The sequence below is a fragment of the Agrobacterium sp. DSM 25558 genome (genome assembly GCF_900100825.1).
Classification (GTDB): Bacteria; Pseudomonadota; Alphaproteobacteria; order Rhizobiales; family Rhizobiaceae; genus Agrobacterium.
Genome location: NZ_FMUD01000001.1, coordinates 62913 through 76642, shown reverse-complemented (window position 1 = coordinate 76642; position 13730 = coordinate 62913). Strand labels below are relative to the sequence as shown.

The window sequence follows — 13730 nt, the reverse complement described above, 5'->3', positions numbered from 1 at the left end:
ATTGCACTCTTGGTGCAGCGACGCGGGAATCACTTCCGTATCAGAATGGCATCACGCTTTTCCGAGCAGCGACGCCTCCGCGCTGGAACCATTCAGTCCGGAAATCGAATTTCTGTTCCGAGGTCTTTTTCATGAACCAATATGATCTTGTTGTTGTCGGCAGTGGTCCCGCTGGCAGACGCGCTGCCATCCAAGCCGCCAAGCTGGATAAAACAGTCCTGGTCATCGAAAAAGGCAGTCGTGTCGGTGGCGTATCGGTTCACACCGGCACCATTCCGTCCAAGACCATGCGCGAAACAGCACTCAACCTTTCCGGTTGGCGCGAGCGTGGCTTTTATGGCCGCTCCTACCGTGTGAAGCAGGAAATCAGCGCGGAAGATCTGCGGCGCCGCCTGCTCATCACGCTCGATCATGAGGTCGAGGTGCTGGAGCACCAATTCGCGCGCAACCGCGTTACCCATATTCGCGGCAAGGCAGCTTTCGTCACCTCCGACACGATGGAGATCGCCAAGGACGATGGCGAAGTCGTTCTCGTCAAGGGCAAGAGCATCCTGCTCGCAGTCGGCACCCGCCCCTTCCGCCCGGACTATATGCCGTTCGATGGTAAAACGGTGATCGACAGCGACGAGATTTTGGAACTGCAAAAACTGCCCCGTTCCATGGTGGTCATCGGTGCAGGCGTTATCGGCATCGAATATGCCACGATCTTCAGTGCGCTTGATACTGCCGTCACCATCATCGATCCGAAACCGACGATGCTGGATTTCATCGACAAGGAAATCGTAGAGGACTTCACCTATCAGCTGCGTGACCGCAACATGAAGCTGCTTCTCGGCCAAAAGGCCGACAAGGTCGAGCATACGCCAGAAGGCAAGGTCATGCTGACGCTGGATAGTGGACGGACGCTCACAACGGAGATGGTGCTGTTCGCCGCTGGCCGAATGGGCGCCACGGACACGCTCAACCTCGCCGCCGCAGGTCTGACGGCAGACAATCGCGGCCGCTTGACCGTCAACCCGGAAACCTTCGAGACGTCGGTCCCCGGCATCTTTGCGGCAGGCGACGTGATCGGCTTTCCAAGCCTTGCCTCCACCTCCATGGAACAGGGGCGGATTGCTGCGCGCGTTGCAGTGGGTGCCATCGGCATGGAACCGCAGAAGTATTTTCCTTATGGTATCTACGCCGTGCCGGAAATCTCCACCTGCGGCCTGACCGAAGAGGAAATGAAGGAACGCGGTATCGCCTATGAATGCGGTATCGCCCGCTTCCGCGAAACCTCACGCGGCCACATCATGGGCCTCGATACCGGCCTGCTGAAGCTGATCTTCTCGCTGAAGACACGCAGGCTTTTGGGCGTTCATATCGTTGGTGAAGGTGCGACTGAGCTCGTCCACATCGGACAGGCGGTTCTCAACCTCAAAGGCACGGTCGAGTATTTTGTGGAAAATACCTTCAACTATCCCACGCTTGCCGAAGCCTACAAGATTGCCGGCCTCGATGCCTGGAACCGGATGGGCGACATCAAGAACGAGAACGCGACCGAGTAGGATTCTCCAGCGCCCCTACCAACGAATGTTGTAGCGGGCGCTGACGGAGGGCCGAAAGCGGTCCTGATAACCTTGGTCGAGATTGCCTGATACGGTGAGATTTTCACCGAGCTTCTGTTCCAGACCGACATTGGACGTGAAATCATCAAAGGTATCACGGCTGGCACCTGTCAGGACGAACGCCGTGCCGGTAGCAGAGCGCGTCAGACGCAGTGATTGCGAGACGTCGAGCCCGCTCCACTGCTGTGCGGTTCCATCATAGCGCACCGTCATGTTGCGGTTCGATTCAAGATCGAACTCCGATGTCGCGATGCGTTTCTGAGACGTTGTCATCGTCCAGGCGCTTGAACCGGTCAGAGCATTCATCAGCACGGCGATATCACCCGCAACCTTCGCACCCGGCAGGTTGGACGACAACAGTGTGACGTTGCCCCAGAATTTCACCGGCGTATCCACCAGCGCACCGCCCTCAGACGCATTCATGCCCATTTCCAGACCGGCGCGAATGGGCGTATCGGTGGGCAGTTTCGCACCAATGCGTGCCGAATAGGACTGGTCGGAATTCTTTGCAGGAGCCCAGATGAGGCCCTTCTCCTGCGCATGCGCCAGCCCCGATGACAAGCCGACGGCGATGGCGGCAATGAGGGTGCCGTGTTTCGTTCTTAAAAACATGTCTCTTCCTCAAGCTTTCATAAAGCGCACCGCCCTTGGGAGAGACGGTCCGCCTTGTTTGGCTATCGACGATTGCTCCAGAGAAGCAACCGCATTGAGTTTTTCGATGACGCAATCACGCCTGTGCTTCAACGCTCGCCTATTGCCGAAACATTCATTATTTCAACATGCGCGTCAAAGATCACCGGGCGTACGGACCACGAAGGCGACGCCAGATGCAGAGCTGAAACTAGAGGCTTTATGCCGGGCCGCACGTGTCGCGCAGCGGATTTGCTCTATGCGATACACAGCAAATCGATGACCCAAGAGTGCCAGATGAACGGTAGATGAACAAGAGCAAATGCGGCAAAAAGGCATTGTGCGCTGCAATGTGATCAAAACGTTACAGAGGTTAACAGACGCCACAAACGCAAAAGGCCGCAGCGAATGCCACGGCCTTTCGAAAATGTGTACAGAGAAAATCTTACTCAGCGTCGCCTTCAGCGGCCTTTTTCTTTGCAGGAGCCTTCTTCTTCGGAGCGGCTTCTTCGCCTTCCGCAGCGTCGGCCTTTGCAGCAGCCTTCTTTTTGGCAGGCTTCTTGTCAGCCTTTTCGCCTTCTTCGGCGTCGTCAGCCAAAAGCTCTTCCTTCGTAACGGTCTTGTCCGTTACAGAGATTTCTTCGAGAAGCTTGTCGATGACCTTCTCTTCGAAGATTGGAGCGCGAAGCGAAGCGGAAGCGCCTGGCGTGTTGCGGAAGAAATCGAGGATTTCCTTCTGCTGGCCTGGGAACTGCTGAAGCTGTGCGAAAAGTGCACGCTGCATTTCTTCTTCAGTGACTTCAACGCCAGCCTTCTCACCGATTTCGGAGAGAACGAGGCCGAGACGAACGCGACGTTCAGCCAGCTTGCGGTATTCTTCGCGAGCTTCTTCTTCTGTCGTGTCTTCATCAGCGAAGGTCTTGCCGGACTGGGCAAGATCGGTGTTGATCTGGCGCCAGATGTTGTCGAATTCGGCATCAACCAGACCGGCCGGTGTTTCGAACTGGTAGACTTCGTCCAGCTGATCAAGAATCTGACGCTTCACCTTCTGGCGAGTGACGTTCGTGTACTGGCTTTCGATCTGACCGCGAACGATTTCCTTCAGCTTTTCAGCCGATTCGAGACCAAGCTTCGTTGCCAGTTCGTCGTTGATTTCAACGTCCGCTGCGGAAGCGACTTCCTTGACGGTGATGTCGAACACGGCTTCCTTGCCAGCGAGGTTGGCCGCAGGATATTCAGTCGGGAACGTAACGGTGATGGCCTTCTCATCGCCAGCCTTGACGCCAACGAGCTGGTCTTCGAAGCCAGGAATGAAGCGGCCGGAGCCGATTACGAGTTCCGCATCTTCAGCAGCGCCGCCATCAAAGGCTTCGCCATCGACCTTGCCGAGGTAGTTCATGGTGACGCGGTCGCCTTCAGCGGCCTTGCCCTTCTTGGTTTCGTAGGTACGAGCGTTTTCGGCGATCTTGAGGATCTGCTCGTTGATTTCCTCTTCAGTCACTTCAACGACTTCGCGGACAACCTTGATGCCTGCGTTGGACTTCAGCTCGATTGCCGGAATGACTTCATAGGCAAGCGTGAATTCCAGATCGCTTTCGGCGGCCAGGATCTTTTCAGCTTCGTCCTGATCTTCCGTCATCGAGATTGCTGGCTGCGTTGCGGACTTTTCGCCACGGCCGGAAATGATTTCTGAAGGCTTGTCACGAACCAGTTCGTTGACGAGGTCTGCCATGATGGACTTGCCATACATCTTCTTGAGATGCGCCATAGGCACCTTGCCCGGGCGGAAACCGTTGATGCGAACCTTGTCCTTGGCGTCGGCCAGGCGCTCGTCAAGGCGAGACTTCATATCGGCAGCCGGAATAACGACCTTGATTTCGCGCTTCAGCCCTTCAGCGAGCGTTTCGATAACCTGCATTTTAATACCTTCACATCATGGCGGCGGTGCTCAGACAGCCGTTGGTTCACTTTCGAGCACAGCGCCGGAATCTAAATTCACCGGCCGTGGCTATATAAACTGCGTGCACAAGCATTTTGCCGAGCAAAAACTGCGCTTGAGCCAGAGAGGCGGCGAAGCAAAAGCATCACGCATACCTCTCGGCGATTCATGTGGTGCGGGTAGAGGGACTCGAACCCCCACAACTCTCGTCGCCAGAACCTAAATCTGGTGCGTCTACCAATTCCGCCATACCCGCGCTCTTGAATCCTGCATAAACAACATCTGGCACATGAGGCCTTCTGGAGCGCGCGTCTCTATATCACCCGTTTCCGAGAGCGCAAAGGAAAAATGACGGTTTTACGATGCTATTTCACGCTGTTTCGCCGGGCGGACGACCTATTTGACGTCATCAACACGCGTTTAAGCATCGAATGCGTCCTTCGATCTACGCTCGCAAATGCGCAATTATAGGAATCAGACCAAACCGCTTACACCGCAATGAAGTGCCGAAATCTGATTGCACCTGGAAAAAATACTCCCATAAGAAGAAAACGCACATGTGAAAGGGAATAAAATGCCGCGCAATTATGCAATCCTTAACAAACTTAGCCTGAAATTAACGATTGCCATGCAATCAGCGCATAGGTGGCATACTTCATTGTCTGTTTTTGTTCCTGTTAAACCGATTATATTCAGCATCAGGAAATGAGTTGAGCGCTGACCCAAGCGGCGCCGCAAACGAAAAGGACACGATCATGAACATCACTCGCTCGCTGAACAACTGGCGCAAGTATCGTCAGACAGTTACCGAACTTGGCCGCATGAGCGACCGCGAACTGACTGACCTCGGCATCGGCCGTAGCGACATCCGTCGCGTTGCACGCACTGCTGTTGGCGTCTAATATATAAACCACGGGCGGTTTTTCCGCCTCGTTGGCATAATTCTTAAAAAGGTCTCGAGCTTCGGCTCCGGGCCTTTTTCTTTGTTTTGCAGGTGATTTCTCAATCTTCACCTCGGTTATTTCGCGATTTCTCATTCAGCCTAAAAAATACCCAGCATCCGTCAAAAGATGCAAAATTAGCCGACGCATTGCACAAATGCATGGCAGTCGCCTAAAATCTGCACTCCACATCAGCACTCTGCATATGTATATACACATCAACAGCAGAGAGCGTAGGCAACTGGCCTCGGCAAACAAGTTCAGAAATCAAAGACAACAAAGATTGAGGAAACGACCATGAACCCTATCCGCATCGCAAAGAACTGGATCTCTTACCGCCGCACTCTGAACGAACTGGGCAGCCTGTCCAGCCAGACGCTCAGCGACATCGGCCTGACACGTTACGACATCCGCAACGTAGCTTCCCGTTCGTTCCGCTAATCGGCGTAAAACGTCACCCTGCTGACCGACCTCCCATGGACGCGGGTGACCGAGCGACAGGAAATAAAAACGGCGCCTTGTGCGCCGTTTTTGATTCTGGGGTGAGCATAACCTCGTCGCCAGTTTTAGGCATGATCGAACCAGATTGAAATGTCTGCTGAGATGATCCCAGGCTATCAGGCATCATCCGCATTTTTCCATAATTTTCCCTTGCGCAACTAAACCACTTGATTCGCTTGACAAGAACACCTAAATATTAGAACATAAAGTGAACAAATGGAGTTGCAGCAATGCCAGCAGCAGATAAAACCATTGAGCAGGCCCTAACCCTGGTTGCCCAGTCTCGCAGCCTTCGTGAAAGAGCGCTTGAGCGCCGCCGCGAATTGCAGAGACGAACGGAATATATGACAGCAAAGCCGGTTTATATTTTGAAGAAAAATGGCGGCAGGCAATTGTCACTACGGCTCGACAGCTAGCCAAGAGCAGCCAGAGGCGCATGGCGTTGTGATTAAACACTCAAAGCAAGCTGTCAAATGTCACAAAAAATCCCGTGCCGGAGTTTTTCCGCACGGGATGTTTTGTGACAATATTTGGCATTGTTTCACTGCATGCGGGCGAGTGCTGACTGTGGGGAAGCGGTCGCTGTTTCGGTGTTGCCGGGCAAGCGGTTAGTCTTTTTCAGAACCAGAACCGGCTTTTGTGCCTGCTCGGTCGGCATGGCGATGCTGGCGGTTTTGAACTCGCGGTCGACAGGAATCGACGTATTGATAGACGGCTGAACAATGGGATCGGCGAGTGCCGCTGATGCGGAGATGCCAACCATGGCTGCGATGATGAGAACTGCCTTCATGTCATTCTCCCTTCGTTTGTATATTAGCAACATTGCTATTTATGTGCGTCATTTGAAATCGTTCTTAAGGATTGGCCGACTACGAAATCGGGCTAATTCTTTCTCATATCAAGTCTACTCTGGAGTGAGCGGCGAAATATCATCGCAACATACGTTCCTCTCAGCGGTATGATTAGAGGTTTGTATGTAGAGGCCGATGTATTATTGGCCGCCTCTATCGTGCGTCTGCTATCGGAACTGTTTTGCGACTTCATTCCACTTCTCCTTCGCGAAATTAACGGAAGGTGAGCGCTTTAGTTCCTTGACAGAGGGCCAAAGGTTAAGATTCGCCGCCGAAAATCGTTAACGGACCTTCACAAGCCCGTTACTCGACCCGTTGATGGCTGTGGAAGGCTTTAAATATCGAAGGTGCCGGTTGCGACACGTATGGCATGACCGCCGATTCGAGCCCGGGCAATCTCTCTTTCCTTAACATCCATGTTGAGATGGATATGGGAAGGTCTGCCCATTTCGACGCCTTGCTCGATCAGGATTGGGTAATGCCCATCCGCCAGACTATCGAAATGATGGATGGCACCGGAAAAAGCTGCCGCGGCAGCGCCAGTGGCCGGGTCTTCCGATATGCCCATGCTGGGCGAAAACATCCTCGTATGAAACTTCGCTGCGTGATTGACGCCGCCTCGACAGTAAAGATAAGCCGAGACCAAGCGGCCTTCCACCAAGGGGGCCAGCTTCAGCCATAATGTCGGATCGAAATCCACCTCCTGCATTGCAGAGAGGTTCTGCACCGGTATAGCCAAAAACGGAACGCCAGCTGTCCATATCGACGGGACGTGATTTTCGAAACCAAGCTGTGACTCTGCCAAACCGATGGCATCGGCAATCTGAGCATGGTCGAGCGGCAGGCTCACACGCGCGGATTTTCTCGGCAAATCAAATTCGGCAAAGCTTGCTTCGCCGGGGCGAATGCGAATGGCGCAGCGCACCGGTCCGACCAGCTCCTCCAGCACCGAGACCATGTCGGCCTCACCGTCTGTATGATTGCGCTCCGCGATCGCGATGGCAGCACCGACCGTCGGGTGACCGGCAAAGGGCAATTCGGATGCGGGTGTGAAAATGCGCAATGACGCTGCATAGGCGGGATTATCGGATTTTCTGACGAAGACCGTTTCCGAGAGGTTCATTTCCCGGGCGATGGCCAGCATCGTGGCATCGTCGAGGCCATCTGCACCGAACATTACGGCCAGCGGGTTGCCAGCCAGCTTTTGGCGCGTGAAAACATCGTAGATACTGTAACTTATCGCCACGCCTCACACCTTCCGCATCGATGTTGGTTTCCGCAAACTGCCCGACCTCACCGGCCTCCGCAACCCCGATTCATCAGGTGCCGCCAAGAAGCTGTGGACTTTGCCGCAGCGAAGGCCTGGGGTGAGGCCTGCCGATGCACGCTCCTGTGAAAGAGCTTGTCCTGACCGGACTTCTTCATGTACCACAGACCGTCAACAGGGGTGACGGCATGTCGCGTTCAACTGATCATCTATGTTTCGTAGCTTCGACCACCGATGAAGCGCAAGCTGCGCGAGACACGCTCATCAAGCAATATGGGAATACCTCTTTCGAAGAGGCTGGCGTCATCATCGTTCTGGGTGGTGACGGGTTCATGTTGCAGGTGCTGAATGAAACGATGAATTCCGGCAAGCGCATCTATGGCATGAACCGCGGTTCAGTCGGCTTTCTGATGAATGATTACCGGGTCGAGGGTTTGGCCGAGCGCGTGGCCAAGGCGACCGCAAATGAATTCCACCCTTTGCGCATGACGGCTATCGATGCCAATGGCGAGGAATTCACCGCCCTTGCCATGAACGAGGTCAGCCTGTTCCGTCAGTCGCATCAGGCCGCCAAGCTGAGAGTGGATGTGGATGGAAAGACGCGGCTGGAAGAACTGATATGCGATGGCATGATGGTGGCAACGCCTGCCGGGTCGACCGCCTACAACTTTTCCGCCCATGGTCCTATTCTGCCGCTCGAATCGCCTTTGCTGGCACTCACGCCTGTCAGCGCCTTTCGCCCCCGCCGCTGGCGTGGTGCGCTGTTGCCGAATAAGGTAACGGTCGATATCCACGTTCTTGAGAGTGAAAAACGCCCCGTTAACGCCGTGGCTGACCACATCGAGGTCAAATCGGTGCAAATGGTGCGGATTGCGCAATCCAAGGATAGAACCGCAAAAATCCTGTCGGATCCGGACCGGTCATGGTCGGATAGGGTGCTTGCCGAACAATTCTCGAATTGATGAAGATGATGATGATTAAAACGCTCCTCGCCACGACATTCCTCGCCGCCAGCATCTGTTGTGCACAGGCGCAGACATCCGACATCGATGCCCTGCCCGCCTCGGTGATTTTCGTTGCGAGCAGCGGAATGTGGGAACAGACGGCCAAGATGCCAGAAGGCGCGACAGCCCCGCAGACGAACAGCAGCGAGCCGACTCGCGGATATTACAAGGTCGTTGCTGTTCGTCAGGGAGATGGCACGGCGAAGATTTATCTGCAACAGCTTGCCTATACCGCGAACGGCCCAAGCCTCGTGGAGACGGTGGAACTGGAAGAATTTACCCAGATGAAGGCCTACGTCACAGACATCAGGCCAGAAAGCTCATCCGGCGCATCTGATGTTCCCGGCCTTTTCGTAACCGTCCATCTCAAAACTAACCCTACCCAGAAAGAAGCAGATGCCTGGACGGTTCTGATTGACGAGTTGGGTGATATGAAGATCGAAAAAGCCTCGAATTAAAGGCGCAAGTCCTCAGGACTACCAAGCACGGCACCAAAATGATGTTGCCAGAGACGTGCACCCAGCGCGCCGGAACGGTCTAGGCTCGAGCCAACCGTCAACCATGGAACGAGTGTTGGCTGTAATCCGGCGTCGAAGAAAGAAAATCCGGCAGCGAGAACGCAGGTGTCGGCTTGAATACCGCAAACCAGCACCCTGTCGAAATTCAGCGAGAGCAGATAGTCCACAGCCTCTTTCGGCGGTGCATAACCGTGTTTGATGAAAATGCGATCTGCGGGAACGAGAGAATCGTCTGATGGTCCCGGCTTCCAGCCAAGCTGACGCTCGAACGGCGTGATGCTTTCATCGTGTCGCTCGACGCTGGCAACGCTCGGTAATTGCCTAGCAAGGGCCGTGATCTCAGTGACGAGCTGGGCCGGCGGGCTGAAACTCGGTTGCACGTCGACAATATAAAGCACCTGCTTCACGCTCACCTCCAAAACAAAAAGCCTCCCGCAAACCTATTGCGAGAGGCCAATCTTTTACCAACGTTTCCCGGGGGATCAGTCGATATCGGCAACCTCGACATCCGCGCCACCGCTGATGCGGTGGGCAAGGGCTGCTTCCATGAATTCGTTCAACTCGCCATCCAGCACGTTGCCTGGAGCCGTGCTTTCAACGCCGGTGCGCAAATCCTTGACCAACTGGTAAGGCTGCAACACGTAGGAACGGATCTGGTGACCCCAGCCGATATCAGATTTGGAGGCAGCCTGCGCATTCGCCGCGGCTTCCCGCTTCATCAACTCGGCCTCATAAAGACGCGAACGCAGCATTTCCCACGCCTTGGCGCGGTTCTTATGCTGGGAACGCTCCTGCTGGCAGGCAACCGCAATGCCGCTTGGAATATGCGTGATACGCACCGCCGAGTCCGTGGTGTTGACGTGCTGTCCACCGGCACCCGAGGAGCGATAGGTATCGATGCGGCAATCGCTTTCGTTGATATCGATCTGGATCGAATCATCGACCACCGGATAGACCCAGATGGAGGAGAACGATGTATGACGACGCGCATTGCTGTCGTAAGGCGAAATACGCACGAGGCGGTGCACGCCTGATTCCGTCTTCATCCAACCAAAGGCATTGTGGCCCTTGACCAGAATGGTCGCTGATTTGATACCGGCTTCTTCACCATCGTGAATTTCAAGGATTTCGACCTTGTAGCCTTGGCGCTCGGCCCAACGGGTGTACATGCGCAGCAGCATGTTGGCCCAGTCCTGGCTTTCGGTACCGCCGGCACCCGAATGCACTTCGACATAGGTATCATTGCTATCGGCTTCGCCAGAGAGCATCGCTTCCACCTGACGGCGGTTGGCTTCGTTTCTCAGCGCCTTCAACGCATCCTCGGCTTCCTTGACGATGTCAGCATCGTCTTCGGCCTCTCCCATTTCGATCAACTCGATGTTGTCGTTGACCTGCTGTTCGAGCAGCTTCACACCATTGATCGATTCATCAAGCTGCTGGCGCTCACGCATCAGCTTCTGGGCCTCAGTGGCGTCATTCCAGAGGTTGGGATCCTCGGCCTTGTTATTCAACCAGTCCAGTCGTCTTATCGCCTGGTCCCAGTCAAAGATGCCTCCTCAGCAGGCTTATGGCCTGCTTGATTTCGTCGACGACGTTCACGATCTCATTGCGCATTTCGCAGATACTTCGCTTTCATTGATAAACTAGGCTTGAAACTGGATGGCTGAATAAATGCGAGGGGCGCGGATGTAAAGACCGCGCCCCTCGCCTTTCCATCAATTGAATTTAATAGAGGCCGCCGCCGCCGCCCGTAATGGCCTGCTGAGCCTGCGGCGAAGCGCGCAAAATATCTTCCTGAGACATCGCACCATCCATGCCGATAACCGAGAAGCTGCTGGCCGGACCCGTACCAGGCTTGAAAGCTTCCATGATGGTGTCAGGCTCGCCTTCGTTTGCGGCCATACCGGTCTTGCGGTTGACGGCCACGAACTGCATTCCATCAGGCACGATGAACTTGCTCTGCGGCAGATGCTTTGCAGCTTGGGCAATGAACTCGCCAAAGATGGGTGCCGCCAGCGATCCGCCGGTGCCACCACGTCCCAGCGGTGCCGGGCTGTCGAAGCCGATGTAAAGACCCGCGACCAGATCAGGCGTGTAGCCCACGAACCAGGCGTCCTTTTCATCGTTTGTTGTGCCAGTCTTGCCCGCAACCGGCAGATCGACCTTGATCTTGCCCGCTGCCGTGCCCCGCTGAACAACACCCTGAAGCATGGATGTGGTCTGATAGGCCGTCATAGGATCGAGAACCTGCTCACGGTTATCGACAATCGTCGGCTCGTCCTGGTTCTGCCAGCTTGGCGCATTGCAGCTCTCGCAGCCGCGCTCTTCATGGCGGAAGATCGTCTTACCGTAACGGTCCTGAATGCGGTCGATCACGGTCGGATTGATCTGCTTACCGCCATTCGCGATCACCGAATAGGCAGAGACCATCCGCATCACGGTGGTTTCACCCGAACCGAGCGACATGGCCAGAAGCGGTGGCATCTTATCGTAGATGCCGAAGCGCTCCGCATATTCAGCCACCAGGTTCATGCCCATATCCTGTGCAAGCCGCACAGTCATGAGGTTACGGGATTTTTCGATGCCGAGACGAAGTGTGGATGGGCCAGCCACTTCCCCGCCGTAGTTCTGAGGGCGCCAGACCTGTCCGCCGGAAACGACTTCCAGAGGTGCATCCATGACCACGGACGCCGGCGTATAGCCATTGTCCAAAGCAGCTGCATAAATAAACGGCTTGAACGAAGACCCTGGCTGACGCATGGCCTGCGTTGCGCGGTTGAACTCCGACTGACCGTAGGAGAAACCGCCGACCATCGCCAGAACACGGCCGGTATGCGGGTCCATGACCACCATGCCACCCTGCACCTTTGGAGGCTGGCGAAGGCGATAATCATCGCCCTTTGCAGACAAAGGCTCAACGTAAACAACGTCTCCAGCCTTCAAAACAGTGGCAGGTGACTTGGCAGTCGCGCGCTGGCCCTTGGCATCGCGGTAGGCCCATTTCATGTTTTCGGGCTTGATGCGGCCACGGCTGCGCAGATCAGGATTTTCCGCATCGCCATCCGGCCGAAGTCCAATATCGACGCCGTCGGCTGTTGCAGACAAAACGACGGCCATTTTCCACTCAGGCACGTCGCGGAGCGGTCTCAGCTTCAACAGCGCTGCAACCCAGTCTCCAGAGGTATCGACCTGATCAATCGCTCCATGAAAACCACGGCGCTCGTCATAGTCGAGAAGACCGTCTTGAAGCGCCTTGCGGGCTTCCATCTGGATATCTGGATCAAATGAGGTGCGAACCGAAAGGCCGCCTTCCAGCAATGCCTTTTCGCCGTATTTCTCAACGATCTGGCGGCGCGCTTCTTCGGAGAAGTAATCCGATGCCGCAAGGCGTGCCCCGCCGGTGCGGATATTCACGCCCAGCGGCTGGGTCTTGGCATCCGCAGCATCGGCTTGCGTGATGTAGCCATTCTCCGCCATGCGGTCGATGACCCAGTTACGGCGCTCGACAGCTGCCTTTTCGCGACGCAGCGGGTGATAGTTCGCCGGACCCTTTGGCAGGGCGGCAAGATAGGCCGTTTCGGCAATCGTAAGCTCGGTGACGGACTTGTTGAAATAGGTCAGCGCAGCACTGGCGATACCGTAGGAATTCAGGCCGAAGAAAATCTCGTTTAGATAAAGTTCGAGGATCTTGTCCTTGCTGTAGGCCTGCTCGATGCGGAACGACAAAACGGCTTCCTTGGCCTTGCGCTCCATCGTCTGTTCGTTGGTCAAAAGGAAGTTCTTGGCAACCTGCTGGGTGATGGTCGAACCACCCTGGGTCGGGCCACCCGTCACGAAAGCAACGGCCGCGCGGGCGAAGCCGGTTACGTCGATGCCGGGGTGCTGATAGAAGTTTTTGTCTTCGGCAGACAGAAATGCAGCCTTCACGCGGTCAGGGACTGCCTGGATCGGCAGGAACAGACGGCGCTGCTTGGCATATTCCGCCATCAACGCACCGTTACCGGCGTGAATGCGGGTCGTCACCGGGGGCTCGTAACTGCTCAGGACTGCGTAGTCGGGGAGATCCTTCGTGATCGTCACCAAATAGATGGCAACACCACCAGCCACCACAAGGAACAGCATGCTGGCCAAGCCGAAGAAATATCCAATAAGTCTGATCATATTAAGCTACCGATACTTCGAATCGCGAAGGGTTGCGCCCGCAGTTATGCGCACATTCTTGCATATAGCGTGCCGTTTTGCACACCGCTTCATCGATGACAAGCTGCCAATAGAGGCATTCTCCGATATGTTATCGCGAACCACCTCTTCTGCTCAATGAAAAGAAGCAGCCCTAACCATCGAATCTCGTCTCCGAATAACGTGTGGAATGTGAGTAAAATAGGGCTCCGGCACCATTTACTCGCCAGGCTGCACAAGAGTTGATCGCTTTTCAAGCGAAGGGCGCATGGATGTCACAGCTCGTGTCAGTG

At 55.1% G+C, this 13730-nt stretch carries 13 protein-coding genes and 1 tRNA gene; 6 read left to right on the top strand and 8 right to left on the bottom strand.

The features are described from left to right. Nucleotides 1–131: 131 nt before the first annotated feature. Nucleotides 132–1547: a Si-specific NAD(P)(+) transhydrogenase gene (sthA, locus tag DSM25558_RS00370; protein WP_077100712.1), complete on the top strand. Its 1416-nt coding sequence runs from the start codon at nucleotides 132–134 to the stop codon at nucleotides 1545–1547. 15 nt (nucleotides 1548–1562) lie between these two features. Here sthA and DSM25558_RS00365 read toward each other — a convergent pair whose 3' ends face one another. The 3 genes from DSM25558_RS00365 to DSM25558_RS00355 all read right to left on the bottom strand — a co-directional run bounded on the left by DSM25558_RS00365 (nucleotide 1563) and on the right by DSM25558_RS00355 (nucleotide 4432). After that, nucleotides 1563–2219 (bottom strand): hypothetical protein, encoded by a 657-nt coding sequence (locus DSM25558_RS00365; RefSeq protein ID WP_077100710.1) that lies wholly within the window; start codon nucleotides 2217–2219, stop codon nucleotides 1563–1565. A gap of 463 nt (nucleotides 2220–2682) precedes the next feature. Continuing rightward, complete coding sequence (tig, locus tag DSM25558_RS00360) at nucleotides 2683–4155, bottom strand: trigger factor (protein ID WP_077100708.1); 1473 nt, start codon at nucleotides 4153–4155, stop codon at nucleotides 2683–2685. 192 nt (nucleotides 4156–4347) lie between these two features. Next, nucleotides 4348–4432, bottom strand: a tRNA-Leu gene (locus DSM25558_RS00355). 499 nt (nucleotides 4433–4931) lie between these two features. On the opposite strand from DSM25558_RS00355, the gene DSM25558_RS00350 reads away from it, so the two are divergent. From DSM25558_RS00350 to DSM25558_RS00340, 3 genes are all read left to right on the top strand, one after another. Continuing rightward, nucleotides 4932–5078: a DUF1127 domain-containing protein gene (locus tag DSM25558_RS00350; protein WP_077101415.1), complete on the top strand. Its 147-nt coding sequence runs from the start codon at nucleotides 4932–4934 to the stop codon at nucleotides 5076–5078. Between the two features lie 336 nt (nucleotides 5079–5414). After that, a complete protein-coding gene (locus tag DSM25558_RS00345; protein WP_077100706.1) occupies nucleotides 5415–5558 on the top strand; it encodes a DUF1127 domain-containing protein in 144 nt (47 codons plus the stop codon). Between the two features lie 290 nt (nucleotides 5559–5848). Then, entirely contained in the window at nucleotides 5849–6034 is a 186-nt protein-coding gene (locus tag DSM25558_RS00340) for a hypothetical protein (protein ID WP_077100704.1), read from the top strand. A gap of 125 nt (nucleotides 6035–6159) precedes the next feature. Here DSM25558_RS00340 and DSM25558_RS00335 read toward each other — a convergent pair whose 3' ends face one another. Next, entirely contained in the window at nucleotides 6160–6408 is a 249-nt protein-coding gene (locus DSM25558_RS00335) for a hypothetical protein (protein ID WP_077100702.1), read from the bottom strand. 395 nt (nucleotides 6409–6803) lie between these two features. Beyond that, nucleotides 6804–7715 (bottom strand): PhzF family phenazine biosynthesis protein, encoded by a 912-nt coding sequence (locus DSM25558_RS00330; RefSeq protein ID WP_077100700.1) that lies wholly within the window; start codon nucleotides 7713–7715, stop codon nucleotides 6804–6806. Nucleotides 7716–7924: 209 nt separating this feature from the next. Here DSM25558_RS00330 and DSM25558_RS00325 point away from each other — a divergent pair, with 209 nt between their 5' ends. Continuing rightward, entirely contained in the window at nucleotides 7925–8698 is a 774-nt protein-coding gene (locus tag DSM25558_RS00325) for an NAD kinase (protein ID WP_077101412.1), read from the top strand. Between the two features lie 11 nt (nucleotides 8699–8709). Continuing rightward, complete coding sequence (locus tag DSM25558_RS00320; RefSeq protein WP_200800707.1) at nucleotides 8710–9198, top strand: hypothetical protein; 489 nt, start codon at nucleotides 8710–8712, stop codon at nucleotides 9196–9198. Here DSM25558_RS00320 and DSM25558_RS00315 read toward each other — a convergent pair. The 3 genes from DSM25558_RS00315 to DSM25558_RS00305 form a co-directional block, all read right to left on the bottom strand. Continuing rightward, nucleotides 9195–9665, bottom strand: a complete 471-nt coding sequence (locus DSM25558_RS00315; protein WP_077100698.1) for an isochorismatase family protein — start codon at nucleotides 9663–9665, stop codon at nucleotides 9195–9197. The two genes, DSM25558_RS00320 and DSM25558_RS00315, sit on opposite strands and share 4 nt — an antisense overlap. Nucleotides 9666–9740: 75 nt before the next feature. Next, nucleotides 9741–10872, bottom strand: a protein-coding gene (gene prfB, locus DSM25558_RS00310) for a peptide chain release factor 2 (protein ID WP_181013690.1) whose coding sequence is annotated in 2 segments (ribosomal slippage) — nucleotides 9741–10802 and nucleotides 10804–10872 — 1131 coding nt in all. Because the reading frame shifts where the segments join, the coding sequence is not laid out codon by codon here. Nucleotides 10873–10983: 111 nt separating this feature from the next. Then, nucleotides 10984–13419, bottom strand: coding sequence for a penicillin-binding protein 1A (locus DSM25558_RS00305; protein WP_077100694.1), 2436 nt, complete (start codon nucleotides 13417–13419; stop codon nucleotides 10984–10986). Nucleotides 13420–13730: the final 311 nt, after the last annotated feature.